We start from the raw sequence: 26,386 nt of genomic DNA, 5'->3' as shown, positions 1-26,386 counted from the left end.
TCACCGACGTAAACTTGCAGCATGAAATACGGTTTCAAGCATCAGACCAAGGTCTGAACAGATGGTCCGGCGGCGTTGATACAGGATGTCGATCCGCGCCTTGCGCGGGATGCAGCGACGGCAATAGACCGCGTCGGTCTCTTCGGCGGTGCGGCAGGCGGCCAGCAGTTTCTCCTCGTGGCGGTGGAAGATCAGGGTCGCCAGCCCCGTCACCCCGGGCTTGTCGCGCAGGACTTCCGCGTAAATCTCGGGAAAGCGCTCGACATAAAGCCGCAGCGGCGGGCGGGGGCCTACGAAAGAGATATCGCCCTTCAGGATGTTCCAAAGCTGCGGGATCTCGTCCAGCCGCTTGCGCCGCAGGAAGGCGCCGGTCGCCGTGATCCGCGAAGCCTTGTTCCCGCCCGAGACCCCCTGTTCCGGCGCCACGACCGACATGGTCCGCAGCTTCCACAACAAGAACGGCCGCCCCGGGGCCTTCATCCGCTCGGCCACATAGAACAAGGGCCGCCCCTCGCGCAGGAGAAGCCACAGGCACAGGGCAGCAAAGGGCAGGGCCAGCACCGCCATTAGAAGCAAAGAGAGGACGATATCCAAAGCGCGCCGCATCATGGCCAGATGCCTTTCAACGAGGTCAGTTCCGCCACAAGCCCTTCGGGCGTCGCCCGGGGAAGGTCAAGCCGGGCGATCTCCATCTCGGCACGTGGCGTGGGGGCCGGGCGGGGCCCAAGGCTCCAGTCGGCGCCCATCGCGGTCAAAAGCGCGCCCATCGGCAGGGCGGGAGGCTGCGCCAGGTTGAAGACCCCGGGCTGCGGGTTTTCCACGATCTCCCACAACACCCGGGCAAAGGTCAGCGGCCCGATCCAGGACCGGACCGGACCGAGCGGCCCCGCCTGGTCCAGCACAACCGGCCCCGCAAGCGCCGCGCGGGTCAGCGCATCGGCGCCAAAGAGATTGCCCAGCCGCAGGATCGTCGGCGCGAAGGGGGTGAGCAGCTCCTCGACCTCCAGCTTGGCGCGGGCGTAATCGCTGACCGGCGCCGGAGGGCTGGTTTCGGTGAAGACCTGCGCCGCGTTGCCATAGACCGCAATCGACGAGACCAGCACCAGCCGGTGCCCCGGTCGCAATGCCTTGGCCAGCGCCCGCGCCGCCCGCAGGTTCTGCGACAGGTCACCGCCCGTCGTGCCCGCAAGATGCAGGATCACGGCCCCCCGGGGCAAATCCGGCGCCTTTCCCGCGCCCATATCCCAGGCCAGGTCGCTGCGCCGCCCCGACCAGACCACGCCGCGATCTGCCCAAAGATGCCGCAAAAGTCGGCCAATTCGGCCCTGCGCCCCCGTCACGACTCGGCAATTTTCCGCAAGAACTGACTTATCCACAGACCTATCCCCAAAGCCCTGCCGCATGGAGCCGCATAATCATTGACCTGCCCCCGGTGGCCAGTATGACTCTGGCCCTGACAGAACCGCCGCTGCTGGCGGGGTCACGGAGCCTCTGATGCCGTTCATTTCCGGGCCGAAAGGCCGCGTCCTTGCGTCGATCCTGCTGACCCTGCCGCTTTGGGCATGCAGTCCGCCACAGGATGTGGCCAATGTCCAGCAGGTCGTCGCGGGCTCCGAGGACGAGAGCGCCGATTTCGCCGTGCAGCCGGTGGATGCCCTGACCCTGCCGATGGTGCAGGGCTGGCCCTCCAGCCATCCCGACAGCCACCACGGCTGGATCGGCTCGGGGGGCGGCACCTCGGATCAGGTCATCGCGGGGGGCGACCTTCTGAACCTCGCGGTCTTTGCCGGGAACGAAAGCGCGCTTCTGGCCGATCCGATCCAGTTGCCGAACCTGAAAGTCTCCAGCAAGGGCACGGTTTTCCTGCCCTATATCGACGAGGTCGAGGTGGCGGGCATGACCGCCGATGCCGCCCGGTCGCGCATCCAGGAAAAGCTGACCGCGATCATCCCCGATGTGCAGGTGCAACTGACCCATGCGGCGGGCACCAAGAACTCGGTCGAGGTCGTGGCGGGGATGCCCCGCAACGGCAGCTATCCGCTGACCTCGGGCGATACGACGGTGACGGCGATCATTGCGGCGGCCGGCGGCCTGCCCGAGACGATGAACAACCCGCAGGTCAACCTGCAACGCGGTGGGCGGCTTTACCGCGTCGGCGCCAAGACGATCCTTGAAAACCCGGGCCTTGATACCGTCCTGCGCGGCGGCGACCGGATCTATGTGACGCCCGACGACCGTTACTTCCTGTCGCTGGGTGCGGCGGGGAAAGAGGCGCTGGTCGATTTCCCCAAGGACGAGGTCACGACGCTGGACGCCATGTCGCTGATCGGCGGCGTGGATCAGAACACCGCCAACCCCAAGGGCATCCTGGTTCTGCGCAACTATCCGGCCTCGGCCGTGGCGGCGAACCCGGACCGGGGGCCGTCCAAGCAAAAGGTGGTCTTCGCCTTCGACCTGACCTCGGCCGATGGGCTTTTCGCCGCCGGTCAGTTCAAGATCGAGGACCGCGACCTGGTGCTGGTGACGCAAAGCCCGCTGGTCAACACCCGCACGATCCTTGGCTTCTTCACCGGCTTCATCAGCGCCGGGCGGACGACGGCCACGGCGGTCAATTAATCGGCGTCTTCCAGCCTTATCCGCAGCTCGCGCAGGACCGGCAGCGCGGCGCGCACCCGGTCTTCGCCCACCGATTTCACCAGGTCGGCGATCAGCGGCGAGACCGCCTGAACCGCCGCATCCCGGGCCGCGCGTCCCGCCGGGCTGATCGCCACCATCTTGCGCCGCGCATCGTCCCAATCGGGCCGGATATGGATATGCCCCGCCCATTCCAGCTTGGAGAGCGTATTGGTCATCGCCCCGCGCGTGACGTGAAAGGCCTTGGCCAATTGCGCCGGGCTGCGTTCGTCCATCAGGCCCGAGAGGTGGTTCAAGACCATGAAATGCGACAGTTCCATTCCCTTGGGCAGAACCGAAGAGATGCGGGAGCGGGCGAGCTGGTCGGCCATCAGAAGCTCACCGAACAGCGAAACGGCGAGATCGTCGGTCGCGCTCATGCCGGGCCGTCGAAGTTGCGGTCGTGCATGAGGGCGGGGATGCGGCGGCGGGCCTCTTCGACCTGGTCGAGGTCGAGCTCGGCGGTGATGACCCCGGGCTCGGTCCCGGCATCGGCCAGGACCTCTCCCCAGGGGGAGACGATCATGGAATGGCCCCAGGTGCGGCGGCCCTTGCCCTCTTTCTCGGGGTGATAGCCGGTTTGCGCCGGGGCGAGGACGAAACACCCGGTCTCGATCGCCCGGGCGCGCAGAAGCACCTCCCAATGGGCGCTTCCGGTGGTGTGATTGAAGGCCGCCGGAACGGTCAAAATCTGCGCCCCGGCCTTGGCCAGGCGGCGATGCAGATGGGGAAAGCGGACGTCGTAACAGACCGTCATGCCGATCTGGGCCAGGGGCGTCCGGGCCAGGACGCAAGAGGACCCGGGGCGGAAGGCGGTGCTTTCGCGGTAGACCTCGGTCTCGGAGACATTGACGTCGAACATGTGGATCTTGTCATACCGGGCCACGATCGCGCCATCGGGGCCGATCATGTAACTGCGGTTTGCGAAACGCCCATCCGGGTCGTTGCTTTTCACCGCGAGAGAGCCGACCAGCAGCCAGACCTCGTGCTGCATGGCCACGCGGCGCATGGCGGCCAGCGTCGGGTCATGCGGCTCGGTCCGCATGGCGCCGCGCTGCTCGGCCCGGTTCGACCAGAGCCCGTTCGTGCATTCCGGCGTCAGGATGAACTGCGCGCCCTGGGCCTTGGCGCGCGCAATCAGCGCCAGGGTCATGTCCAGGTTCGCGACCGGATCATCGCTGACATTCAGCTGGACGAGCCCCGCGCGGATCATGCCAGCATCGGATCAAGCTTGCCGGCATGGTCCAGCGCGTGGATGTCATCGCAGCCGCCAACATGGGTGCCGCCGATGAAGATCTGCGGCACGGTATAGCCACCATTGGCGCGCTTGGTCATCGCAGCCCGGAGGCCAGGGTCGCGCGAGACGTCGATCTCGGTGAAAGCGACGCCCTTCTTGTCCAACAGCCTTTTGGCCGCCATGCAATAGGGGCAGGTGGGAGTGGTGTAAATCTCGACGGGTTTCATGATCTGTCCTTGGGCCGCGCTTACCATAACAAGCTAAGCCTCCTTTGCAACGCGCGCCATGACAAGAACCGATATCCCGATTGCACCGCCCGCAAGACAGGCCTCTGCCGCCGCATGCATCGTCGCACCCGAGGTCATGACGTCGTCGATCAAAAGCACATGCCGCCCCTCGACCCTGGCGCCGCGGCGGGGGTGCAGCGTCAGGGCGTCGCGCATATTGGCATGGCGGCCCTCTTTCGTCCGCCCCTCCTGGCTGCCGGTGGATTTTCGGCGCTGGAGGAGGTCCGGGCAATGCTCCAACCCCGCCAGCTTCGCCACCCGGGCCGACAGAAGCGCGGCCTGGTTGTAGCGCCGTTTCACCATCCGCAGCCAGTGCAGCGGGATGGGCACCACCAGCATGTCAGGCTTCAGGATCGGTTGCGCCGCGCGGAACATCCAGTCCCCGGCCGGACGCGCAAGGTCGATCCGGTCGGCATGTTTCAGGGCCAGCACCATCTCCCGCCCCTTGTCGCGATAGGACAAGGCCGCCCGCGCCGCCGACCAGGGATGGCTTTCGGTCAGGCAGGTGTCGCAGAGCGCCTCGGGGTCGTCCTCGCCCCCCAGGAGCGGGATGCCGCAGGCGTTGCAGACCGTCCCTGTGATGAAGGGCGTGTCGCGCCAGCAATCGCTGCACAAGGCGAAATCCGACTGCACCCGGCATCCGCAGGCCAGGCACTGCGGCGGGTAAAGAAGATGTGCCAAGGCTTGCAATCCCAACTTTGCCCCCTAATGTCCGCGCCATGACGCCAAAGCTGACAGACCGCGCCCGACTGCGTGCCAACCGCGCCCGCGCCACTGCCCTTTTCCTCCAGGAAATGGCCGTGGACGAAGTGCAGGAGAGGCTCAAAGAGGTTAACAGGACGTTTACCGCGCCCCTGGTGGTGACGGGTTTTCCGCATCTGTGGCCCGATATGCCCACGGTGGCGGATGAGGACACGCTTGCCGTGACGCCCGGAGCGCACGATCTTGTGATCCATGCGCTCTGCCTGCATTGGGCCGATGACCCGGTGGGCCAGCTTGTGCAATCCCGCCGCGCCCTGCAGCCGGATGGCTGGTTCATCGGCATGGCCTTCGGCGGCCAGACGCTGCACGAGCTCCGCGCCTGCCTGGCGCAAGCGGAAACCGAGGTCACCGGCGGCCTCTCCCCCCGCGTCCTGCCCATGGCCGAGATCCGCGACATGGGCGGGCTTCTGGGCCGGGCGGGCTTTGCGCTGCCTGTGGCCGACAGCTTTACCCTGACGGCGAAATACCGCGACATCTTCCACCTGATGCAGGACCTGCGCGCGATGGGAGAGGGCAATGCCCTGGCCTCCCGCCTGCGCCACCCCACCCGCCGCGCGGTTTTCGCCCGCGCCGCCGAGCTTTATGCCGAACTGGCGGTGGACGGGTTGATTCCCGCCACCTTCGAGATCATCACCCTGACCGCCTGGGCGCCGCACGAAAGCCAACAAAAGCCGCTGAAACCGGGCTCGGCTGCCGCGAGGCTGGCCGATGTGCTGCAATCGGTCGAAAAGAAACTCCCCAAGCTTTGACCGCCCCCGTCAAAGACCTACATTGGGACAAAACAGGAGCCCGGATGGACCGTCTCGCCCATGCCCCCGCCAATCACCCGCCCGTCAAGCCCGCCAAGGTGGGGGTCCTGGTCGCCAACCTCGGCACGCCGGACAATTACGACTATTGGTCGATGCGGCGGTATCTGAACGAATTCCTCTCGGACAAGCGCGTCATCGACCTGCCGTCGTGGAAATGGCAGCCGATTCTTCAGGGCATCATCCTGACCGTGCGTCCATCGAAATCCGGGGCGAACTACAAGTCGATCTGGAACCACGAGGCGGGGGAGAGCCCGCTGATGACGATCACCAAGGCGCAGACCGCTGCGCTGAAAGAGAGCCTTGGCGCGATCTATGGCGACAAGATCATGGTCGATTTCTGCATGCGCTATGGCAATCCCTCGACCGCCTCGAAGGTCAGGGCCATGGTCGAGGCCGGCTGCGAGAAGATCGTCTTCCTGCCGCTTTACCCGCATTACGCCGGCGCGACCTCGGCCACGGCCAACGATGCTTTCTTTGCCGCCCTGGCGAAGGAAAAGCGCCAGCCCGCCGTCCGCACCGTGGCCGAGTATTTCGACCACCCCGCCTATATCGCCGCCTTGGCTGATTCGGTCCGCAACGCTTACGCGAAACTGGACCATGTGCCGGACGTTCTGGTCACCTCCTACCACGGCATGCCGCAGCGCTATTTGATGGAGGGCGACCCCTACCACTGCCAATGCATGAAGACGACGCGGCTTCTGCGCGAGGCTTTGGGCTGGGAAAAGGGCTCGATCGACGTCAGCTTCCAGTCGGTTTTCGGCCGGGAAGAGTGGCTGAAACCCTATACGGTCGAACATGTGGCCGAGCTGGCCCGCCAGGGAAAGAAGCGGATCGCGGTCATGGCGCCGGCCTTTTCGGCCGATTGCATCGAAACGCTCGAAGAAATCCAGGGCGAGATTGCCGAGGCTTTCCACCATGCCGGTGGCGAGAGCTTTACCTATATCCCCTGCCTGAACGACGACGCGGCCCATATCTCGGCGCTGACGCAGGTCATCCAACAAAATCTGGGGGGATGGCTGTAAGGCCAACCTTTCGGGGGCCCCAAAAGCAAAAGGACGGCACGCCATGTGCCGTCCTTCGCTATTTCGGGATGCCCGATCTCAGTTCGCGGAAACGGCCGCGGCAACCACGAGGAGCAGCAGCAGCGGAACGACGAGGCCGCCGTTCGAGGACGAGGTCTGGGTCACGGTGTCGACAACCGGGGCGGCTTCGACGATCGGCTGGTTCATGCCGCCAGCGAAAGCGGTGGAAGCGGCCAGCGACAGGGCGGCGGCGAGAGCGATTTTCTTCATTGGAATCTCCGTTTGTGTATCCGGCCGCTTGTCCGATCCCCGTGCCAGGGGGGGCGCGACAGAATTGTTGCTCGTGAAGCGGATAAAAGCATTTTGGGCGGGGAATTGCAACCGCACTTGGCCCGAAACCGGCGGGTTTACGCCCCGCTCGCGTCCAAGTGTTGCCATATTACCAAGCGGTGGAAATAGAAAAGACGGCGGGCAGCCCGCCGTCTTTCCAATTCTGTAGCCGAAGCTCAGTTCGAAGCGGCAGCAGCCAGCACGAGCAGGAGCAGCAGCGGAACGACCAGGCCGCCAGCGGACGACGAGGTGGTGACAGCCTTGACTTCGGGGACGACGACTTCCGGAGCGCCACCAGCGAAAGCGGTGGAAGCGGCCAGGGTGAAGGCGGTGGCGAGAGCGATTTTCTTCATAGTAGACTCCAGTTTCAGCGCCCAGCCGAGTGTCGCAGAGGCGGCGGACGCACCCAAGATGTTCCTCGTAGTGCCGTCAAAGCAGAGCGGCCAAATCTTTGCAACAGGTTGGGGCGGTTTTTTGCCGATCTGCGCCAAGGAATCGTCAATTTGGCAACACTTGGGCCAAGAAGTGGCCCGTGCGGGGCGCAACGGACGCCCCTCCTCCGACGGGGCGGAGGGGCGTTGGGGCGGAAATCCGCGAAGGCTCAGAGGAAAAGCACCTGAGTCCCGACCTTGGCGAGGTCGAAAAGCTCGACGATATGCTCGTTGTACAGGCCCACGCAGCCATTGGACGACCGGCGCCCGATCTTGCGGGTGTCATGGGTGCCATGGATTCGGTAGGTCGGCCAGCCGAGATAAAGCGCCCGCACGCCCAAGGGATTGTCGGGCGAGCCGCCCTCGATCGACTTGGGCCAATCGGGGTTGCGCTTCAACATCGAGGCCGTGGCGACCCAGCGCGGGTTCACGACCTTTTCGATGACCGAGGTCGCGCCGCGCTTGGTCAGGTCCTCGTTCAAGGGGACCGAGGTCGGGTAAAGCTTGTAGATGGACTGATCCTCGGACCAATAGTGCAGCGCGCGCGAGGTCAGGTCGCAGAGGATCGCGCCGTTCTTCGTATTGGCGAAGAAGTCGCGCCAGTCGCGCATCACGAAGCTGGAGATATTGGCGCGCGGATTGTTCGGCGTGGTCGGCGTCTCGAACTCGGTCGAGCCGGTGAATGTTTCGGCCCTTGCGGGAAGGGCGCCGGCCATCAGCCCGGCAGCGGCGCCAAGGAACAGGCGGCGCGAGGACTTGTGGGGCAACTCGTCAGACATGCTCTGATCTCCTTGACGTCTCGATGGGGGGTTCATACAGCCTTGCGCCCCAAGCTTCAATTCACAGCGAAGTCATGCAGAGCTTTCCCGCCAAGGGTTTTCCCGCGCCGCAAAACGCGCTATGCGGGGGGCAAGCAAAGGCCCGGCGAAGGGCCAATACAGGTGTATGATGGAACGACGCTCTGCCCTTCTCCTTGGCGCCGCCGCGGCGCTTGCCGCTTGTGGACCCGCCCCGGCCCCGGCACCCCTGGGGCCCGATGGCCGCCCGCTGCCCAAGGTCTATCCGATCAAGCCGGGCGACGAATCCGCGATTTCCTACCGGATGCTCGACGGGCTGAACGCGCTGCGCCAGTCCAAGGGCGAGACGGCACTGGCCTTCAGCGCGCCGCTGATCGCCGCCTGCGCCACCCATGCCCGCGACATGGCGGTGCAGAACCGGCCCTGGCATTTCGGTTCGGACGGCTCCTCGCCCCTGGTGCGGGCCCAGCGCGTGGGCTACACCGGCAAGCTCCTGGGCGAGCTGATCTCGGAAACCTATCAGACCGAGCTTGAGACCCTGGCCGACTGGTCGGCCCAGGCCGATACGCGGGCGGTTCTCCTGGACCCGCGCGCCACCGATTTCGGCTTCGCCTGGTTCCAGGAGCCCAGCGGCAAGCTCTGGTGGGCGGCGCAAGTGGGCGCAGCGGTTTAAGGTCTAGGGCTCTGATGGGTCTGCGTAGCCCGGGGTATACCCCGGGCTTTTTCACGACCCCAAACGAAAAGGCCCCGGTTTCGCCGGGGCCTTTCGCTTTACGGGAAAATGCGGATCACGGTTCCGGGGTTCACCATGCGGTAGATCTCTTCGATCTCGCGGTTGCTGACGGCGATGCAGCCCGCCGTCCAGTCGCCCCCGCGCGCCCCGCGCCGGTTGGGCTGGCCATGGATGAAGATATCCCCGCCTGGCTTCTTGCCGGCCGCCTTGGCCGCGGCCACCTGGGCCGTGTTGGGATAGGAAATCCCCAAGCTCAGGTGATAGGCCGAACGCGGGTTGCGGTGGGTGATCACATAGGCGCCCTCGGGGGTCTTGCCGTCGCCCTCGAACTGCTTGGGCCCGATCGGGTTGCCGCCCAACTGGATGTCATAGGTCTTCACGACCTCGGAGCCCGAAAGCAGATACATCTTGCGGTCGGCCTTGTGGACCTCGATCAAGGTGATGGCCGGGCCGGTATAGGGCCGATCGCCACCGCCGAAGAGGCATCCCGTGAGCGTGACGAAAGACAGGACGACCAGGATCGCCCGAAGAATTGCGGTCATGACTGTCCCTTGCCTGCCCGGTGGTTTTTTATGCCTCTAGCCGAAAGGCGCCCGCGCGCCAACAGCCAAGATCGACCTCGCTAAAGCGTGAAGAGGAAAAGTGGGCAACGGTATTCCGTCCTTCACGCGACCGGGAAAAAACACCTAAAGCGTGAAGAGCGCCGCCAGCTCGACATGGTTCGACCAGCGGAACTGGTCGACCGGCTGGACCCAGTGCAGCTTGTAGCCGCCCTGGACCAGGATCTTGGCATCGCGGGCAAAGGTCACCGGGTTGCAAGAGACCATGGCGATGACGGGCACCTTGGACTTGGCCAGCGTGTGGCACTGCGCCTCGGCCCCGGCGCGGGGCGGGTCGATGACGACCGCGTCGATGCCCTTGAACTCGTCAGGCTCCAGCGGGCGGCGATAGAGGTCGCGGATATCGGTCGTCACCCGCTTCAGCCCCTCGGCCAGGCGGAAGCCCTTGTCCAAGGCGGTCAAGAGCGCCACGTCGTTTTCCACCGCATGAACCTCGGCATTCTGCGCCAGCGGCAGGGAGAAGGTGCCAAGGCCGGAGAAGAGGTCGATGATCTTCTTGGCGGGCCCGACGGCCTCGCGGACAAGGGTCAGAAGCGCCGCCTCGCCCTCTTCGGTCGCTTGCAGGAAGGCGGCGGGGGGCAGGGCCACGCGGGCGGCGCCCAGCTTGATGATCGGCGGGGTGCGTTGGGCGACCACTTCGCCGTTCCAGGTCAACCTCGCCAGCCCATGGGCCTCGACCAGCCGGGCGAGGTCAAGCTGCAGCTCGGCATCGGCGGGCTTGGCGTTGGTGACGACGACATCCGCGCCGGTCAGGGTGCGGGTGACGGCAAGCGTCATCTCGACCGTGCGAGAGCCGCCGATCTTGACCAGCGCCTCCAGCGCGGGAAAGGCGGCGATCAGGTCGGGATGCAGAAGCTGGCAGTTCGGGACCGGAGCGATGGTGTCCGAAGCGCGCAGGTGAAAGCCCATCAGCACCCCGCCCTTGGTCCGCCGCGCGGCCAAGGTCGCCCGACGACGGCTTCGCGGAGGCGAGGTGATGATCGGCCGCACCTCGGCCGAAAGCCCCTGCCCCTCCAGGGCGCCGCGCACGATGGCGGTCTTCCACTCGGCCACCGTGGCATCGGAGGCATGCTGCATCAGGCAGCCGCCACAGGTCCTTGCATGGGAGCACGGCGGTTTCACCCGCGAAGAAGAAGGCGTCAGGATGCGGATATCGGTCAGGGTATCGCCCTGAAGCTCACCCTCGACCTCTTCGCCCGGCAGGGTGCCCGGCGCATAGACCCCCTCTGCGATCCCGTCACCGCGATGGCCCAGCCTGGCAATGGTCAGCTTCACTCTGCGGCTTCCTTCTCGTCGGTCCCGATGAAGCCCCCGCTTTGCCTGCTCCAGTAGCGCGCGTAAAGCCCCCCAAGGGCCAGAAGCTCGGCATGGGAGCCCTGTTCGACCACACGCCCCTGGTCCAGCACGATGATCCGGTCCATTTCGGCGATGGTGGACAGGCGGTGGGCGATGGCCAGGACGGTCTTGCCCTGCATCACCCTTGTCAGGGCGGTCTGGATGCTGGCCTCGACCTCGGAGTCGAGGGCAGAGGTCGCCTCGTCCAGCACCAGGATCGGCGCGTCCTTCAGGAAGGCGCGAGCCAGGGCGATCCGCTGCCGCTGCCCGCCCGAAAGCTTGACGCCGCGCTCGCCCAGGAAGGCCTCGTAGCCCGTCCGGCCCTGGTGATCCTTCAGCCCCAGGATGAACTCATGCGCCTCGGCAGCCTCGGCGGCGGCGTAAAGCTCGGCGTCCGAGGCATCGGGGCGGCCGTAGAGGATGTTCTCCCGGGCGGAGCGGTTGAACATCGCCGTTTCCTGCGTGACCATGCCGATCTGCTGGCGCAGGCTTTCCTGCGTCACCTTGGCAATGTCATGCCCATCGATCAGAACCGCGCCCTTTTCGGTGTCGTAGAGCCGCAGCAAAAGGTTGACCAGGGTCGATTTCCCCGCCCCCGAGGCGCCCACGATGCCGATCTTCTCCCCGGCGCGGATGGTCAATGAGACCTCCTGCAAGCCCCCCTTGCGCCGCCCATAGGCGAAGGAGACATGGTCCATCACGATCTCTCCGCGCACCCGGGGCAGGTCCTTGGCGCCCGGGTCATCGGTCAGGGAATGCGGCGGGGTCAGGGTGCGGATGCCGTCCTCGACCTCGCCCAGGTTGCCGAAGATCGTCATCAGCGAGAACGAGACCCAGCCGGTCATCTGGCTCAGCCGGAAGGAGATCGCCCCCGCCGCAGCGATATCCCCCGCCGTGGCGCCCCCATGCATCCAGAGCCAGACGGTCATGCCCACCATGACAACCGGCAGAACCCCCGCCAAGGCCATCAGGTTGAAGCGGAACCAGGAGGAAATCGCGCCATATTTCATGGCGCTGTCGCGGAAAGAGCCCATGGCGTCCAGGGCCACGCGGTCTTCATGCTCGGTATGGGCGAAGAGCTTGACCGTCTTCATATTGGTGACCGTATCGACGATCTGCCCGGTGACATTGGCCCGCGCCGAGGCCCGCATGGCCGAAGCCCCGCGCACCCGTTTCAGGAAATGCCGGATAAACAGCACATAGGCCAAGACCCAGGCCACCAAGGCGCCCGAGACCGAGGGGTTGATCGCCAGCATCAGCGCGACCGACCCCACGACCGAGGCCAGGGAAAAGGCCAAGGTTTCGATCGTCCCCGTCACCACATCGGTGGCCGCCCTTGCCGTCTGCATCTGCTTTTGCGCGATGCGGCCCGCGAAGTCGTTGTCAAAGAAGGTGACCGAGTGCCCCAGCGTCCAGCGGTGCAGCCGCGACAGGATCAACGGGAAGAGGTTCGGTTCGATGATCAGCGACAGGCCATAGGTGTTCAGCCCCAGGACCACGGGCCGGGCGACCAGGTAGAAGAACAGGAACCAGGCCACCAGGTGCCCATGATCGACCATGAAGGCCGAAGGGTCCGCCATGGTCGCCGCATCGACCAGGTCGCCCAGAATCGTCGCCGAAATCGCCTCCAAGGAGCCCGCCGCGCAGGACCAGAAGACCGCCCAGAGGATCCCCGGCCAGGCCCCCTTCACCGCCCACATGAAGAAGGCGAGGGTCCCCGAAGGCGGCGCCGTTTCAGCCTTGGAGAACGGCGCGATGCGGGGACCCAGAACGAACATCAGACTTCCTCTTCGATATCTTCACCCAGGAACCCGCCGGATTGTCGGGCCCAGAGCTGCGCATATAGCCCGCCATTCGCCAAAAGCGCGGCATGGGGGCCTTCTTCGACGATATGACCACGGTCCAGCACCACGATCCGGTCCATGGCGGCGATGGTCGAGAGCCGGTGCGCGATGGCGATCACCGTCTTGCCCTCCATCACGCCGAACAGGGCCTTCTGGATCAGCGCTTCCGCCTCGGAGTCCAAAGCGCTGGTCGCCTCGTCCATGATCAGGATCGGCGCATCTTTCAGGATCACCCGGGCAATGGCAACCCGCTGGCGCTGACCTCCCGAAAGCTTGACGCCCCTTTCGCCGACATGGGCGTCATAGCCCCTGCGGCCCTTGGGATCCTCGAGATCCAGGATGAAGTCATGGCTCTCGGCCTTCTTCGCCGCCGCGATCATCGCCTCCTCTCCCGCCGTGGGGTTGGGGTAGAGGATGTTCTCGCGCACCGAGCGATGCAGGAGCGTCGATTCCTGCTGCACCATGCCGATCACCCGGCGCAAGGACTCCTGGCTGACCTTCGAGATATCCTGACCGTCGATCAGGATCCGCCCCTCCTCGGTGTCGTAGAACCGCAGGATCAGCTTGACGAGCGTCGTCTTGCCCGCGCCCGACCGGCCCACCAGGCCGATCTTCTCGCCGGGCCTGATCACCAGGTTCAGCTTGTCCAGACCCCCGGCGCCGCGCCCGTAATGGTGGCTGACGCTTTGGAACTCGATGAGCCCCTGCTTGAACTGCAAGGCGGGCGCCTCGGGCGCGTCGACCAGGGTGATGGGCTGGGCGATGGTCTCCAGGCCCTCGGCCACGGTGCCCAGGTTCTGCACCAGGTTGGTCGAGGCCCACATGATCCAGAAGGTCATCGAATGCAGCCGCAGGACCAAAGCCACGGCCGAGGCCACGACGCCCACCATGGCAAGCCCATGAACCCAAAGGTAAATCGCCAGGGCAGCGACGGACAGGATCATCAGCCCGTTGATCAGGTTCAGGACAATGTCCATCACCGTGACGATGCGCATTTCCTTTTGAAAGGCCGTGCGCGCGCCCTCGATCGCCTCGCGGGCATAGTCCATTTCCTGCCCGTGATTGGCGAAAAGCTTGACGGAATGGATGTTGGTATAGCTGTCCACCACGCGGCCCGTCACCGCCGAGCGCGCCTCGGAGGCCGCCGTCGAGGCCGGGCCCGCCCGCTTGATCGTCCAGCGCATCAGGGCGAAATAGGCCATGGCCCAGAGGATCAGCGGCACCATCAGGCGCGGATCGGCGTCAAACAGCATGATGCAGGCGCCGACAAAGGTCGTGACCGCAAAGACCGCCATGTCAAAGACCTGGAAGACCGCATCCCCCGCCGCCGGTGGCGCCTGCATGATCCGGTTGGCGATGCGGCCGGCGAAGTCGCTCTCGAACCAGCCCACGGGTTGGCGCAGCACATGGCCATGCGCCCTCCAGCGGATCATCGTGCCGAAGTTGGTCAGGATCGTGTTGTGCAAGAGAGCCACCGACCCCGCCGCCACCACCGGGCGGATGAACAGGATGACGACGGCGACCAGGACCAGGTCGAGCCAATGCGCGGCCAGGAACTCGGCCGGCGAGGTCTGGGTCATCATGTCGACCAGGCGGCCAAGATACCACAGCATGCCGACATCCAGCACGCCATTGCCCACCGAAAACAGCGCGGTGACGGTGAAGACGCCCCGGAACTCGCGCACATAGTCACGCAGAAAGGGCCAAAGCCCCTTCGGCGGCGTGTCGTTCATGGCATAGGGCTTATAGGGGTCGACGAGGTTTTCGAAGAAACGAAACATGGGGAAACGTCCAAGGAGAGTGTCAGCAAGGGAAGGCGGCGGAGGTCAGGAGCGACCGCCACGACAGGACCGGTCGGCTCAAATGAGGCGATTGGGGGTCCCGTGATCCATGCTGTTCTCCTTGTTGGGTTTGGGTGACTTAGCCGATCCGCGGCGCTTTGTCACGCGCAAATCGGCGCTGGCATGTCAGGCCAGGAGCTGATCCCGGGTCAGGGTCAAGTCGCTGGCGAGCCAGGCGGTTTCCAGCGCCTTCAGCCGCGCGCCAAGCTCGGGGCCTTGCAGGGCGGGCATCAGGTCGGCCGCCGCTACCGGGAAATGCGCAGCCGCGCCCCGGTCGATCTCTGCCTGCCAGCGCTCGGGCAGGGGCGTCTCGAACAGCGCCGCCCTTGCAAGGATCACATCGCTGGCCGGGGTGATTCCCAGCTTCCAGCCCAGCGCGGCCGGGGTTAGCGAGCTGCCCAACTGGTCGCGGAGCTGGACGATCTCGGCGGCCTCGGAGCGCGAGAGGCGCAGGTCGCCCTCGCCTCCCATCAGGCAAAGCCGCCTTTGCCAGCGCGGGGCCTGGGCGTTGAGCGTCTCGAGGTGGACCAGGGGCCCGATGCCGCGCGGATCGGCGCCGGGCAGGACCTGGGCCAGGACGCCGCTGGCCTGCATGGCGGCCAGAGCCGGGGCGGGATCGGGGGCCGAGAGCAGCTTGCGCATCTCGTGGCCCACCCTTTCGCGCGACAGGCCCTGGATGCCATCGGAAAGCGCGGCACAGGCGGCAAGCCCCTCGGCGTCGATGCCCTGCATGGGGTCGCCATAGGCCGCATGAAAGCGGAAGAACCGCAGGATGCGCAGGTAATCCTCGCGGATGCGCGTCGAAGGGTCGCCCACGAAGCGCACCCGGTGGGCCAAGAGGTCGGGCAGGCCGCCCAGGGGGTCGAGGACCTCGCCGGAGGGCTCGGCGTAAAGCGCGTTCATAGTGAAGTCGCGGCGGGCGGCATCCTCGGCAATGTCGCGCGAATAGGCCACCGTGGCGCGGCGGCCATCGGTCGCCACATCGCGGCGGAAGGTGGTGATCTCATGCACCGCGCCGCCCGCGATCACCGTGACCGTGCCATGGTCGATGCCGGTGGGGATGACCTTGAACCCGGCCTCCTCGGCCAGTTTCATCACCGTGACCGGTGCGGCATCGGTCGCCATGTCGATATCCGAGACCCGCAGCCCCATCAGCGCATTGCGCACGCAGCCGCCGACGAAGAGGATGCGATGCCCCTCCAGCGCCAGGGTCGCACAAAGCGCCTGGGTGCCGTGATGCGAGGTCCAAGGGCCCCCGATCTTCATTTTGCCCCCGCCATCTGGCGCAGGATCCGCGCCGTTGCGCCCCAGATGTAGTAGGGGCCCCAGGGCACAGCATAATAGGCCCGCATCGTCCCGCGCCACTGGCGCCGCTGGACCGTGTAGTTTTGCGGGTTCAACAGATGCGCCAGGGGCACGGTAAAGGCCTCGTCGACCTCGGAAGGGTCGCATCGGAAGTCACTGGGGGCGACACGGGCCAGGATCGGGGTCATGGAAAACCCCGTCACCGTCTCATGCGCGGGCAGGCGCAGGAGGGGGGTGACATGGGAGGGCTCGAGGCCGATCTCCTCCTGTGCTTCCCGCAGGGCAGCATCCTCGGGCGTCTCTCCGGCTTCCAGCTTGCCGCCCGGAAAGGCGATCTGGCCCGGGTGGTGCTTCAGATGCGAGGCGCGCTTGGTCAGGATGACCCGTCCCTCGCAGATGCCGACCAGGACGGCGGCCGGGCGCAAGGCGCGCTCGGCCGGACGCAGGGCCGGGTTCAGGTCATAGTCCGAAGAGCCCTCGCCCAACCGGGCGCAAGCCTCGGCCAGGCGAGAGATTTCGGTCATTCGCGCGCTTCGGCCTCTTTGCGGGCCTTTTCGGCTTCCAGCCCCAGGGTCGCGGGGTCCATCTCGTAATGGGCGCCGCAGAACTGGCAATCGGCGGTGACGACGCCCGCCTCGGTGGTCATGCGCTTGATATCCTTGGCCCCATAGATCGACATGGTCTGGCGGACCTTGTCCTCGCTGCAGGAGCAGCCGAAATGCACCTCGGTCTCCGGGAAGACCCGGGGCTCCTCTTCCGAGAAGAGCCGGGTCAGAAGCTGGGTCGGAGAGACCGAGGGGCCGATGAGCTCCATCTCTTCGACCGTGTTCAGAAGGATGTTGACGCGGTTCCAGTTCTCGGCCGGCTCGCCCGAGAGGATATCGGTGTGGTCGAGAAGCCCACCCTCCCCCGAGCCGCCCTCGCCGGTGTCCTTCATCGCCATGCCCACCTGCGGCATATGTTGCAGCATGATCCCGCCGCCGCGCCAGCTTGCTGCCTGGCCGGGGGACTGAGACCGGCCAAAGGTCAGGGCAAAGCGCGTGGGCAGCTGTTCGGACTGGGCGAAATAGGTTTGCGCGCAGTCCGAAAGGCTGGTGCCCGCGATGGGGGTAAAGCCCTGGTAGGGCGTCATATGCGGCCCCTGGTCCAGCATGACGGCGAAATAGCCCTCGCCGATCTGGGAGAAGGGGTCAGCGCCCTCGTCCAGCCGTTCCGCATCATAAGAGGCATAGGCGCGGATGCGGGCCGGGCCGCCCTCCTCCTCGGGGCCGTAGTAATCGGTGGCGATCAGCCGCGCCGGGCCCTTGCCGCGGACCTGGATCGAGAGCTTCCAGCGCAGCTTGATCGACTGGCCGATCAGCGCGGTCAGAAGCGCGGTCTCGGCCACCAGGGCCTCGATGGCGGGGGGATAGGAATGCTGGCCCAGGATCTCGTCCAGGGCGCCGTCCAGCCGCACGACACGGCCCCGCACATCGGAAGCGTCAAGCTGGAAGGGCAGGACGGTATCGTCCCAGGGAATGGTGGTGGACATGAGGGGTTTCCTGAAGGCACCGGATTCGGCATATCGGGCCTATATAAGCAGAATGGTGTCCGCACCAAGGGGGAAGCTATGATCCGGCGGTATGGCGAGGCTGTGAAAAGCGGGATGCAATACAGGCGCAGGCCGGGGGTCTATGCGGTTCTGTTGCGCGGCGACCAGGTGCTTCTGACCCACCAGGCCGAGCCCATCCCCGAGTTCCAGCTGCCCGGCGGCGGCATCGACCCCGGCGAGGCCCCCATCGCGGCGCTTCACCGCGAGGTCTATGAGGAGACCGGCTGGCATATCTCATCGCCGAAGCTGGTGGGGATCTATCGCCGTTTCACCTATATGCCGGAATACGACAAATGGGCCGAGAAGGTCTGCGCGATCTATGTGGCGCGGCCGACTTTGTGCATGGGGCCGCCGTCGGAGGCTGGCCATACCGCGATCTGGACGGAAGCGGGCTCGGCCCTGGCGCTTTTGACCAACCAGGGCGACCGGGCGATGGCGGCGCGGGTGCTGCGGGGCTAAGCTGCGGCCGTCGGGGGCATCGAGCCCCCTCCGCCCGCGTTGCCACGAGAGGCGGTGAGCGGTCGCCAAGGCGGAACCCGGGGCAGCGGGAGACACCCTCGATCTGCCTCGCCCCTGTGGCAGCGCTCGTCTCGCCGACCTTCATGCACCAGGCGAGAATGTTGCCCGGGGGGAACCCCGGGATTGGTCGGTGCTTCCCAGATCAAGCGGGACCCGTAGCCCGGGGTATACCCCGGGTCTTGCGGAAGGGTCGTGGCCCCGGTTCAAGCCCGGGGCGGCGGGGAGGGTGTGGGGCGGCGGTTTAGAAGGGCGGCGGGGTGCCCGTCACCAAGGTCCAAAGCGCGCGGAAGATCGGGGTCAGGTGATGAGCCGCGATGCCCGCCACGTCATGGATCGTCTTGGCCCGCGACAAGCCGCCCAGGGGATCGCCCTTCCAGCGCCCGCCCTCGGACTGGACAAACTGCCTCAGCCGCACGACGATCCGCCCGACAAAGCCCGCTGCGAAAACCGCGCCCCGGTTCAGCTCTTTCTGCGCCGCCGCCAGCTTTTCGGGATCATGGGCCGTCATCAGCCGGCGATTTGCCGCCTCGGCATGGCGCTCAACCATCTCCAGCGCCTTGCCAACCGAGGGCGCGAGGATTTCCGCCTCTGCAATCGCCTTCTGCGCCGCCCTGATCTGCGGGAACAACTCGCGTTGCAAGGTCGCGGGGTCGGTCTTGACCTCATGCCGGACGCCCAGAAGCGCGCGGGGATAGTATTCGGCCAGGAAAGCGTCATGTTCGACCATGAACCCCCGCAGGGCGGAGAGGTCGAACCCGTCCAGCCCCGCCGAAAGGTCCGCATCCGCCAGGACTGCCCGAATGTCATTGCCCAGAAGGTTCAGGATGCGCGGGTTCAGGGGCTGGATGCGACTCTGCTCGGCATAGTCGCGGAAGCTGTCGGCGACCTGTTGGCCCATGCGGTTCTGCACATTGGCCCGCGACAGCCGGGTCGAGGAGAACTGCAAGGCCCCCAAGAGCTCCTGATGCCGCAAGTCCGCCGCAACCTCTGGCCCCCGCTCGACGGAGACGGCAGCAAAGACCGGACCTTGCCGCTCGATATCGGCGAGGCTCTCGACAAGGATGGGCCCCTTTAACGCCGCCTCCAGCGCCGCTTCCAGACGGAAGGTCTCCTGTTCGGCGAGGTGGTCGAGGAGGGCCTTGGAGCGCTCGCCGCCGTGGAGGATGGCGGCGATTTCGGCGAGGCGGGGGTCGGAGGCAGCGGCGGGGGTGTCGGTGAAGGAGACGCCATCGTGTTCGCCGCCTTCCGCTAAAGCGTAAAGATGGGTCAGGGGGGAGAGGTCGGCGATTTCGGTAGAAGTGATGTCCAGATAGGTAAGCGAAGTCATTTCCGAAAGCGGGGAGCAGTCTTTGACCAGACTTTCATTGGCGACGAGAGACTTAAGCTTGGCAAGGGCAGCCAGTGGCACCAGATCGGCAACAAACGTGCATTCGATATTCAACCTCTCCAAGTTCTCGAGCCCCCCGAGGTGCGAAAGGTCGGCAATCCGTGTTTCACCGATGTAAAGCCGTCTCAGGGAAGCGAGCTTCGATATTGGCTCAAGATCAGTCACTGCGCTTTTGCTGAGTTCGAGTGAGATTAGTTCAGCCATCCCAGACAGGGCGGAAAGGTCGGAGACAGCCGTATTGGTAAGCTCTACTTCCCAGATATCGTGAAGATCAGCAATCTCGGGCGGCAGCCGCTCCAAATGTGCGGCAAGCTCTCGCAATGGCCCATCCTGCCCAAGATCAAGCTTCGCCGAGCCCGCCGCCTTCACCCGGGCAATCTCCGCTCGGGCTGCGGCATAGGCTTCTGCGGCGCGGTCGCTCATGTTCTGGGGTCCAATGCGAAAGGCGCCGAGGCTTCCCCCGGCGCCTTGGAAAAGGGGTTAACCAATTCCTAATGTCACAGCAGAACTTGCCCGAAATCAAGCCTTTGCACTTCTTGCACGCGTGCAAGGGTCACAGGGCGGCGATCTGGTCCTGCAAGAGCTTCACATGTTCGTCGATCATCAGCGGAGCGGTGATCCGGGCCAGGGCGGCCTGGTGCAGCGCGACATCGGCCGACAGCGACAGGATCATCCGCGACAGGGTCTCGGAATCCCCGACCGGGAAAAGCTCGCCCCAGCCGCCGACCTTTTCCTTCATGCCGCCGATGTTCGAGGCGATGACCGGGGTCCCGGCCAGCCGGGCCTCCTGGATGACGACCGGGGAATTCTCCCACCAGACCGAGGGGACGACGACCCAGCCATAGCCGCGCATCAGGTCCAGGACCTCGGTCGGGCGATAGGTGCCGCGGAAGCGGACATTGTCGGGCAGCTCCGGCTCTTTCGGCCAGAGCTCGCGGAAGCGCTCTTCGGTCACGCCGTGGATATCCAGCGTGAAATCGGTCTTCTCGTCCTGCTCGACCGCGCGACGGGCGGCGCGCAGAAGCACGTCCAGCCCCTTGGTCGGCGTCGCCTGGCCGAAATAGGCAAAGCGGCGGTGACGGTCGGGCGGGGGGGCATGGGTGCTGGCCTCTTCCGGCATCAAGCCGTTCTCCAGCACCTTGAGCTTGGCCTCGGGCAGGCCCCAGGCGATGAACCGGTCGGCGAGGAACTGGCTGGGCGAGAAGAGCACGTCGAAACAGGCCAGCATCTCTTGCAGCCGGTGCTTGCGGACGACGAAATGCGCCGGGATCAGATAGGGGAAACACAGGGCACAAGAGACCGCGCTGGATTCGGTGCAAAGCTGGCCGTTGTTGCGTTTGACCATCTGGCCGTCATGCATGCAGATCGCGATGAATTCGTGCAGGGTGCAGATCAGCTTGGCCTCGGGCCGCGCCGCGCGCAGCCGCCGCACCACGCCCGCACCGATGTTCCAGAAGTGGTGGAAGTGATAGACATCGGCCTTGTAGCGCAGGAGGATCGCGAGAAGCGCGTCCTCGTCCTCCTGGTTGGTATGCTCCATCAGGCTGCTGTCCATCGGGAAGGCCCGGAAGCAGTGGTCATGGGGCGCGAATTCGACCAGGCGGTTATGATTGGGAAACAGCGTCGGGATGACGGCCTGGTCATAGGCCGCCCCGAGGAACCAGGCGTCCTGACCGATGCTGCGCATATGTTCGAACTGCCGATGCGCGGCCACTTCGCCGCCGCCGCCCCTCAGCTTGGGGTGAGAGTGAGAGATGATGACAGTGCGGGTCAATTGGCGGTCTCCTCGGCGACGAGGCGCATGGCGCGAAGTTCGATCTGGCGGCTTTGCGCGGGAACCGGGTCGCGTCCGGGCAGGAAGGACAGGCCGGGCAGGCCGATGAAAGTGACGGCACCGGTCTTGGCCAGCGAGACCATCAGCCAGCGCATCTGGCCGGTCTGGGTCATGTGCAGGCATTCCGGGTGAACAAGCGGTTCCATCATGGACTGGTCAAGCTGCGCCACGAAGGGCTTGCCCTGCATCAGGGCCTCGGCCGCGACCTCGGGCGCGATCTCGGCGGGGCCGCTTTCCAGGTCGTCGATCAGGACGATGCAAAGCGCCCCGACCTCTTCGGCGCGGGCCTTGGCCAACATGGCGAAGGGCATGGTGTGGAACAGCGTCACGGCGGTCGAACAGATCAGGTGGCGTGCCTCGGGCGCCCAGCGCGCCAGGGGCTGATTGGCGGTCACCAGGTCGAGACGCGGCGCGCTGGCCCCGGCCTCGATCCGGTCGAAGAGGGTGGAGCGGATCAGCCCCTCGCTCGCCTGGTCGGTGATCAGGCTGACGCGGACGACATCGCTGTCGCTGCAGCGCACCAGGCGGACCACGTCGCGGCCCTGCCAATGGTCGAGGTCAAGTTCAAGGACATAGGCCAGGCCCTGGGGCGGCTGGCTGCGGTCCACGGGCTCTCCGACGCCGTTCAGGTGATCGGGGAGGGAGGGCAAGAGGTTGCCGAAGATCGTGTCGGCCTTGTCGGCGGCCACCAGGTTGCGGCGCATCAGTTCGAACTGGCCGCCGAGATCGGCCAGCCCCTTGGGCTGCACGCTGCGCAGGGTGGCAAGCGTCGTGCCGTCCTGGATCAGACCCACAAGGCAGACCGGATCGGTGCCCGTCGAAGGCTCAAGCCGCGCGGTCCCGACAAAGCCCGAGGAAACACCGACATTCAACGACCGGATCTGCACCCCGGCCAGGTCGGGCCGCATGAGCGCATTGGGGAACAGGGCGACCGGCGCGATGCCTGCCGAATCGATGATCGAGGCCTGGTGTTTGATCTCGGAGTTTTCGTCGTCGCCCATCCAGCCGTTGACCAGAAGGCGCGGCGGATTGGCGAAGCTCAGGGCCTGGTCCTGGGCCACGGCAGCGCCGGGCAGCTCGGCAAAGGGCCGGTTGGCGGCTATGGAAACCAGCCGCTTGTGCGCCTTGGCAAAGGAGGCGGGCTCTTCGATGGCAAAGACCCCATCGACCACGCCCATCATCAGGCACAGGAAGCCGTCATCCGTTGCAGCCCCGATCAGGGCGTCGATATTGGCCGAGGAGGGCGGGAAGGCAGCGATCCGATCCGGACCCGAAAGGTGCAGCTTGGTCGTCTCGACATCCAGAATCTCGCCGCCCAATTCAAAGCGCAGGATGAACCCGATCGCTCCGGTGGGCAGATCGGCACGCATATGGGTCAGCGCCGAGGTCGCCGGCAACCTCTGGTCGCCAACATGCAGAACGGCGTTTTCGATCGGCCCCTGGGTCCATCCGGCGATGCAGACAGCGTCCTGCCGCTTCATCCGAAAATAGAAATCTGTGTAGAGCATTCATCCTCCGGGTCGACACAAGCGGAGGCAGAATGCCCCACCAAACAGGGAATGGCGCGGTCTTCTGGCCACTCTTCAACGGTTTCCTTCATGACAGGCGCGTCATTCTTGTCAAGACGGGGGCAATTCGGCCGACGAAGTCCCGCCGTTCGGTCCGGCGACGGCAGCGGGGCGGAAAGCATGGCAGGTCGGGGACATGGCGTTGCGCATCGGGGGGAACGCGCCCCCGCGGGGGTCTGCCCGAAAAATGGACAATTCGAAGCTTTCTCTCTCCCCTGCCCTGCGGCGCCGGCCGCTTTGGACCTGCCAAGGGTCTCAGATGTTGAACAGGTAGTCGCCCAGGTGCGTGGCGGCTGTGCCTTGCAGGACAGCCAGCAAGGTCAGCTCCGCCGCGCTGACCTGGGCATCCGCCCCGGCACTGACAAAGCGGAAGACCCCCGTCGCGCTGCCATCGCTCACCACGAAAGCCACGCTTTGGCCCAGGCCATAGGCGCCCGAGGCCGCGCCGATCCGAGCCGCGGCCTCGGCCGTCGTCAAGCCGGTCGCGGCCTGGGTCAGGATGACCAGCTCGGCCAAGGCGCCGAAGACCGCCTGGGTCTCGATCCCGCCCTCGAGCAGGGTATCGCCATCCCCGATCGCCAGACCCGACTGCCGGAATGCGAACTGATCCTGGCCCGAGACGAAATCCGTCACCAGGTCCGTGCCCAGGGTCGTCGTCACGCGGAAGCGGTCGGCCCCTGCGCCCCCGGTCAGGACATCGTCTCCGGTGCCGCCTTCCAGCGTGTCGTTTCCCGCAAGGCCGAGCATCGTGTCGTTGCCGCCATTGCCGGTCAAGAGGTTGCCGGTGGCATTGCCCGTCAACAGGTTGTTGGCCGAATTGCCCCCGGCCAATACCGCCGAGGTGCCCGTCAGGGTCAGGTTCTCGAGCGTGGCTTGCAAGATCCAGCTCACGGCCGAGAAGACGCTGTCGATGTCGCCCGGCGTCACCCCGGTCTCGGAGACGATATCCGTCGCCGCGTCGCAGTGATAGCTGTCCGAGCCCTCTCCGCCCAGCATCGTGTCCGACCCCGCCCCGCCGTTCAGCGTGTCGTTGCCCGTTCCGCCGATGAGACTGTCGTTGCCGCCATTGCCGAAGACCTGGTCATGGCCGCCGCCCGCGGACATGACGTTGTTCGACCCATTGCCGCGCAGGACGTTGTCCCTTCCGTTGCCAGTGCCCGTCGAGGCGGTGCCGGCCAATGTCAGGTTCTCGAGCGTCGCCTGAAGCGTCCAGTTGACCGATGAGATCACGCTGTCGACCTCGCCCGGGGTCACGCCGCTTTCGACGATGATGTCGGTGGCCGCGTCGCAGATATAGGTGTCGCCGCCCTCGCCCCCGGTCATCGTGTCGCCGCCCGCGCCTCCGTCCAGCACATTGGCCCCGGCATCCCCGGTCAGGCGGTCGGCAAAGCGCGAGCCGGTCAGGTTCTCGATATTGATCAGCGTGTCGCTGCCCGCCCCGGTGACCTGGGCCCCGGCCACCGCCAGCGAGACCGTCACCGCCGCCCCGGCCTGGGCATAAGAGGCCGTGTCGCGCCCCGCCTTGCCGTCCAGAAGATTGGCCCCGGCATTGCCGGTCAGGACATTGTCCAGCCCATTGCCCGTGCCGCGCAGATTGGCCCGACCCAGGAGGACCAGGTCTTCCAGGTTGGCGCCCAGGGTCCAGGCCTGGCTGGCGCGCACCGTGTCACGGCCCTGGCCCGGGGCCTCGAGGATCGTGACGGGCTGCGAGACGACATAGGTGTCATCCCCCTCCCCGCCTTGCAAAAGCCCCTGCATCAGGGGATTGGCGATGCGGAAGACATCCAGTTGCCCGCCGTTGGCATCATTGGGCCCCAGGTTGGTGGCCGAGGTCTCGAAGACGATCCAGGCGCCATCGGCCGAAATCTCGGGGGCGCCCGAGGATTGGTTGGCGGCAGGGCCCGAGAGCTTGGCAATGGCGCCCGTCGCCAGGTCCTTGACGAAGACATCTGGCCAGCCATTGGCATCGCCCGCCACCAGGTCATCCGAAAAGCTGCGAAAGACAACAAAGCGGCCATCGTCGGAAATCGCCGCATCGGTGCTGGACAGCGCGACCTGCGCCCCGGTCGCCGTGGTCGAGACGCGGACAAAGCCTGCGGCCTGGCTCCAGGCGTAAATGTCGGTCTGGGCGCCGGTATCCTCGGCGACCAGGGCCCGGCTGGTCTCGAAGACCACGACCCCGGTCGACGAGACATCGACCCCGGTGCTGGAGGCCGCCCCGGTCAGCGCGGTCAGGTTGGTCAGGGCATGGGTCGAGGCCTGCCACAGATAGACGTCGCGCGCGCCATTGCCGGAGAAACTCGCCGTCAGGTTGGTGGCGGCGCTGGAGAAGGCGACATAGGCGCCATTGCCCGAAATGCGCCCGCCCACGGCATCGTCATTGGCATCGCCTCCGCCCGTGCCGGTGGTGATGCGCTCGACCGTGCCGGTGACGCGGTCCTTCAGGAAGAGGTCCGCCGTCGTCCCCGCGCTGCCTGAAACAAGGTTCGTCGCCACGCTGTTGAAGATCACATAGCGCCCGTCCGCCGAAATGTCGGCGCCATAGCTGACGCCATTGGCCATCGTTCCGCCAACGGCCGAGACCATCTCGATCCCCGGCCCGCCGACCTCGGTGGCATAGATCGCGCCGAAACTGGCGCCGGGGACCAGAAGCGAGAAGCTTTGAAACACCACGGTTCCGCCATCCGCCGAGATCTGCGCCCCGCCCGAACCCGAAAGGGCAAAGCGCCCGTCCCAGGTCTTGTGCTCGTTCACGACGGCTCCGGTGGCCATGTCCTTGACGATGATGTCCTGAGCCGAGTTGTCCAGACTGCCAAAGCCCGTCCAGCCGCCCGAGAAGACGACGTAACGCCCATCGGCCGAGATCGAGGCGCCGTAGCTTGCCGTAGGAGCGCCCAGGCCTGCCGCCTGGCTGACCTGTGTCAGGCCCGCAGGACCGACCGCCCCGCCCCCCTGGGCCACGATCCAGTCATTGCCCAGGCCCCCGATCAGCGTATCGGCCCGGCCGAAGCCGATGATCTGGCTGTCTCCCGAAGTCCCGGCCAAGGAGATCAGGCGGCTCAGGGGATCGGCGATGCGCCCCGAGGTGCCATCCGCGACGATCAGCGTTCCGCTGGTGAAGACGATCGTGCCATCCTGGAACCCCGGCCCGCCGGCCGAAAGATCGCCCGGGGCCAGCCCGTCCAGCCAGATCGTCTTGCCCCCGAGACTCAGCCCAAGACCCGAGGCACCGGCCGTCAGCCGCAGGTCCGCCGCCGAAAGCCCGGCGACGTCGACGATGACCTGATCAAGGTCCGGATCAACCGTCAGATGCGCGCCGTCCAGAAGTCCTGAAAAGAGATAAACCGTCATCGCCTGGGCATCCTTCTCGGGTTCAGACCGATCCTAACGCGGCGCGCCCCGCCTGGATAGGCCGGTCTTGCCGGGGGTCAAGGGACTGCATCGGGGTCGGACCCCGCGCA

25 protein-coding genes are annotated in these 26,386 nt (G+C 65.9%); 5 read left to right on the top strand and 20 right to left on the bottom strand.

The window, feature by feature from the left end; all coding sequences use genetic code 11:
- Both GV832_RS04620 and GV832_RS04615 read right to left on the bottom strand, forming a co-directional pair.
- Window positions 1-609 (bottom strand): sugar transferase, encoded by a 609-nt coding sequence (locus GV832_RS04620; protein ID WP_168773659.1) that lies wholly within the window; start codon window positions 607-609, stop codon window positions 1-3.
- Window positions 606-1,307, bottom strand: a complete 702-nt coding sequence (locus GV832_RS04615; protein ID WP_168773658.1) for an NAD-dependent epimerase/dehydratase family protein — start codon at window positions 1,305-1,307, stop codon at window positions 606-608. The genes GV832_RS04620 and GV832_RS04615 overlap by 4 nt, the downstream gene beginning before the upstream one ends.
- 187 nt (window positions 1,308-1,494) lie before the next feature.
- On the opposite strand from GV832_RS04615, the gene GV832_RS04610 reads away from it, so the two are divergent.
- Window positions 1,495-2,616 (top strand): polysaccharide biosynthesis/export family protein, encoded by a 1,122-nt coding sequence (locus tag GV832_RS04610; protein ID WP_168773657.1) that lies wholly within the window; start codon window positions 1,495-1,497, stop codon window positions 2,614-2,616.
- Here the strand turns inward: GV832_RS04610 and GV832_RS04605 are convergent.
- Genes GV832_RS04605 through GV832_RS04590 form a run of 4 tightly spaced genes read right to left on the bottom strand, consistent with a single transcriptional unit; the run spans window position 2,613 to window position 4,893 of the window.
- The gene (locus GV832_RS04605) at window positions 2,613-3,053 is read right to left on the bottom strand and encodes a MarR family winged helix-turn-helix transcriptional regulator (protein WP_168773656.1); all 441 of its coding nucleotides are present in this window, start codon (window positions 3,051-3,053) and stop codon (window positions 2,613-2,615) included. The two genes, GV832_RS04610 and GV832_RS04605, sit on opposite strands and share 4 nt — an antisense overlap.
- On the bottom strand, window positions 3,050-3,883 hold the full coding sequence (locus tag GV832_RS04600; protein ID WP_168773708.1) for a carbon-nitrogen hydrolase family protein: 834 nt from the start codon (window positions 3,881-3,883) through the stop codon (window positions 3,050-3,052). Before GV832_RS04600 ends, GV832_RS04605 begins: the two co-directional genes overlap by 4 nt.
- Window positions 3,883-4,137, bottom strand: a complete 255-nt coding sequence (grxC, locus tag GV832_RS04595; RefSeq protein ID WP_168773655.1) for a glutaredoxin 3 — start codon at window positions 4,135-4,137, stop codon at window positions 3,883-3,885. The genes GV832_RS04600 and grxC overlap by 1 nt, the downstream gene beginning before the upstream one ends.
- Before the next feature lie 33 nt (window positions 4,138-4,170).
- Window positions 4,171-4,893, bottom strand: a complete 723-nt coding sequence (locus tag GV832_RS04590; protein ID WP_168773654.1) for a ComF family protein — start codon at window positions 4,891-4,893, stop codon at window positions 4,171-4,173.
- A 23-nt stretch (window positions 4,894-4,916) separates the two neighbouring features.
- Here GV832_RS04590 and GV832_RS04585 point away from each other — a divergent pair, with 23 nt between their 5' ends.
- Together GV832_RS04585 and hemH are read left to right on the top strand one after the other, a co-directional pair.
- Window positions 4,917-5,708, top strand: a complete 792-nt coding sequence (locus tag GV832_RS04585) for a methyltransferase domain-containing protein (protein WP_168773653.1) — start codon at window positions 4,917-4,919, stop codon at window positions 5,706-5,708.
- A 44-nt stretch (window positions 5,709-5,752) separates the two neighbouring features.
- On the top strand, window positions 5,753-6,790 hold the full coding sequence (gene hemH / locus GV832_RS04580) for a ferrochelatase (RefSeq protein WP_168773652.1): 1,038 nt from the start codon (window positions 5,753-5,755) through the stop codon (window positions 6,788-6,790).
- A gap of 78 nt (window positions 6,791-6,868) precedes the next feature.
- Here hemH and GV832_RS04575 read toward each other — a convergent pair whose 3' ends face one another.
- The 3 genes from GV832_RS04575 to GV832_RS04565 all read right to left on the bottom strand — a co-directional run bounded on the left by GV832_RS04575 (window position 6,869) and on the right by GV832_RS04565 (window position 8,330).
- The gene (locus GV832_RS04575) at window positions 6,869-7,060 is read right to left on the bottom strand and encodes a hypothetical protein (protein WP_168773651.1); all 192 of its coding nucleotides are present in this window, start codon (window positions 7,058-7,060) and stop codon (window positions 6,869-6,871) included.
- A gap of 236 nt (window positions 7,061-7,296) precedes the next feature.
- A complete protein-coding gene (locus GV832_RS21970; protein WP_227754217.1) occupies window positions 7,297-7,473 on the bottom strand; it encodes a hypothetical protein in 177 nt (58 codons plus the stop codon).
- A gap of 248 nt (window positions 7,474-7,721) precedes the next feature.
- Entirely contained in the window at window positions 7,722-8,330 is a 609-nt protein-coding gene (locus GV832_RS04565) for a L,D-transpeptidase (protein WP_168773650.1), read from the bottom strand.
- Between the two features lie 169 nt (window positions 8,331-8,499).
- Between GV832_RS04565 and dalA the strand changes: the two genes are divergently transcribed.
- Complete coding sequence (dalA, locus tag GV832_RS04560) at window positions 8,500-9,021, top strand: divisome-associated lipoprotein DalA (RefSeq protein WP_168773707.1); 522 nt, start codon at window positions 8,500-8,502, stop codon at window positions 9,019-9,021.
- A 98-nt stretch (window positions 9,022-9,119) separates the two neighbouring features.
- Here the strand turns inward: dalA and GV832_RS04555 are convergent, their stop codons facing one another.
- From GV832_RS04555 to hslO, 7 genes are all read right to left on the bottom strand, one after another.
- The gene (locus GV832_RS04555) at window positions 9,120-9,623 is read right to left on the bottom strand and encodes a L,D-transpeptidase family protein (RefSeq protein ID WP_168773649.1); all 504 of its coding nucleotides are present in this window, start codon (window positions 9,621-9,623) and stop codon (window positions 9,120-9,122) included.
- A gap of 144 nt (window positions 9,624-9,767) precedes the next feature.
- A complete protein-coding gene (locus GV832_RS04550; protein WP_168773648.1) occupies window positions 9,768-10,976 on the bottom strand; it encodes a class I SAM-dependent RNA methyltransferase in 1,209 nt (402 codons plus the stop codon).
- Window positions 10,973-12,814, bottom strand: a complete 1,842-nt coding sequence (locus GV832_RS04545; protein WP_168773647.1) for an ABC transporter ATP-binding protein — start codon at window positions 12,812-12,814, stop codon at window positions 10,973-10,975. Before GV832_RS04545 ends, GV832_RS04550 begins: the two co-directional genes overlap by 4 nt.
- Window positions 12,814-14,661 (bottom strand): ABC transporter ATP-binding protein, encoded by a 1,848-nt coding sequence (locus GV832_RS04540; RefSeq protein WP_168773646.1) that lies wholly within the window; start codon window positions 14,659-14,661, stop codon window positions 12,814-12,816. The genes GV832_RS04545 and GV832_RS04540 overlap by 1 nt, the downstream gene beginning before the upstream one ends.
- Window positions 14,662-14,847: 186 nt before the next feature.
- Window positions 14,848-15,987 (bottom strand): CCA tRNA nucleotidyltransferase, encoded by a 1,140-nt coding sequence (locus GV832_RS04535; RefSeq protein ID WP_168773645.1) that lies wholly within the window; start codon window positions 15,985-15,987, stop codon window positions 14,848-14,850.
- On the bottom strand, window positions 15,984-16,550 hold the full coding sequence (locus GV832_RS04530) for an NUDIX hydrolase (RefSeq protein WP_168773644.1): 567 nt from the start codon (window positions 16,548-16,550) through the stop codon (window positions 15,984-15,986). Before GV832_RS04530 ends, GV832_RS04535 begins: the two co-directional genes overlap by 4 nt.
- Window positions 16,547-17,557 carry an Hsp33 family molecular chaperone HslO gene (hslO, locus tag GV832_RS04525; protein ID WP_168773643.1) on the bottom strand — a complete coding sequence of 337 codons (1,011 nt, stop codon included), beginning with the start codon at window positions 17,555-17,557 and terminating at the stop codon, window positions 16,547-16,549. Before hslO ends, GV832_RS04530 begins: the two co-directional genes overlap by 4 nt.
- A gap of 78 nt (window positions 17,558-17,635) precedes the next feature.
- Between hslO and GV832_RS04520 the strand changes: the two genes are divergently transcribed.
- Window positions 17,636-18,076 carry an NUDIX domain-containing protein gene (locus tag GV832_RS04520; RefSeq protein WP_168773642.1) on the top strand — a complete coding sequence of 147 codons (441 nt, stop codon included), beginning with the start codon at window positions 17,636-17,638 and terminating at the stop codon, window positions 18,074-18,076.
- A 301-nt stretch (window positions 18,077-18,377) separates the two neighbouring features.
- On the opposite strand, the gene GV832_RS04515 is transcribed toward GV832_RS04520, so the two are convergent.
- The 4 genes from GV832_RS04515 to GV832_RS04500 form a co-directional block, all read right to left on the bottom strand.
- Window positions 18,378-19,463, bottom strand: coding sequence for a hypothetical protein (locus tag GV832_RS04515; protein ID WP_168773641.1), 1,086 nt, complete (start codon window positions 19,461-19,463; stop codon window positions 18,378-18,380).
- 613 nt (window positions 19,464-20,076) lie between these two features.
- Window positions 20,077-21,297 carry a glycosyltransferase gene (locus GV832_RS04510; protein ID WP_168773640.1) on the bottom strand — a complete coding sequence of 407 codons (1,221 nt, stop codon included), beginning with the start codon at window positions 21,295-21,297 and terminating at the stop codon, window positions 20,077-20,079.
- On the bottom strand, window positions 21,294-22,865 hold the full coding sequence (locus GV832_RS04505; RefSeq protein WP_168773639.1) for a hypothetical protein: 1,572 nt from the start codon (window positions 22,863-22,865) through the stop codon (window positions 21,294-21,296). Before GV832_RS04505 ends, GV832_RS04510 begins: the two co-directional genes overlap by 4 nt.
- 315 nt (window positions 22,866-23,180) lie before the next feature.
- Window positions 23,181-26,276 carry a beta strand repeat-containing protein gene (locus GV832_RS04500; RefSeq protein WP_168773638.1) on the bottom strand — a complete coding sequence of 1,032 codons (3,096 nt, stop codon included), beginning with the start codon at window positions 26,274-26,276 and terminating at the stop codon, window positions 23,181-23,183.
- Window positions 26,277-26,386: the final 110 nt, after the last annotated feature.

This window comes from Stagnihabitans tardus (assembly GCF_009925085.1).
GTDB classification, from domain to species: domain Bacteria; phylum Pseudomonadota; class Alphaproteobacteria; order Rhodobacterales; family Rhodobacteraceae; genus Stagnihabitans; species Stagnihabitans tardus.
The sequence above is the reverse complement of the archived record's forward strand: the minus strand, read 5'-3'. Positions and strand labels throughout refer to the sequence as shown.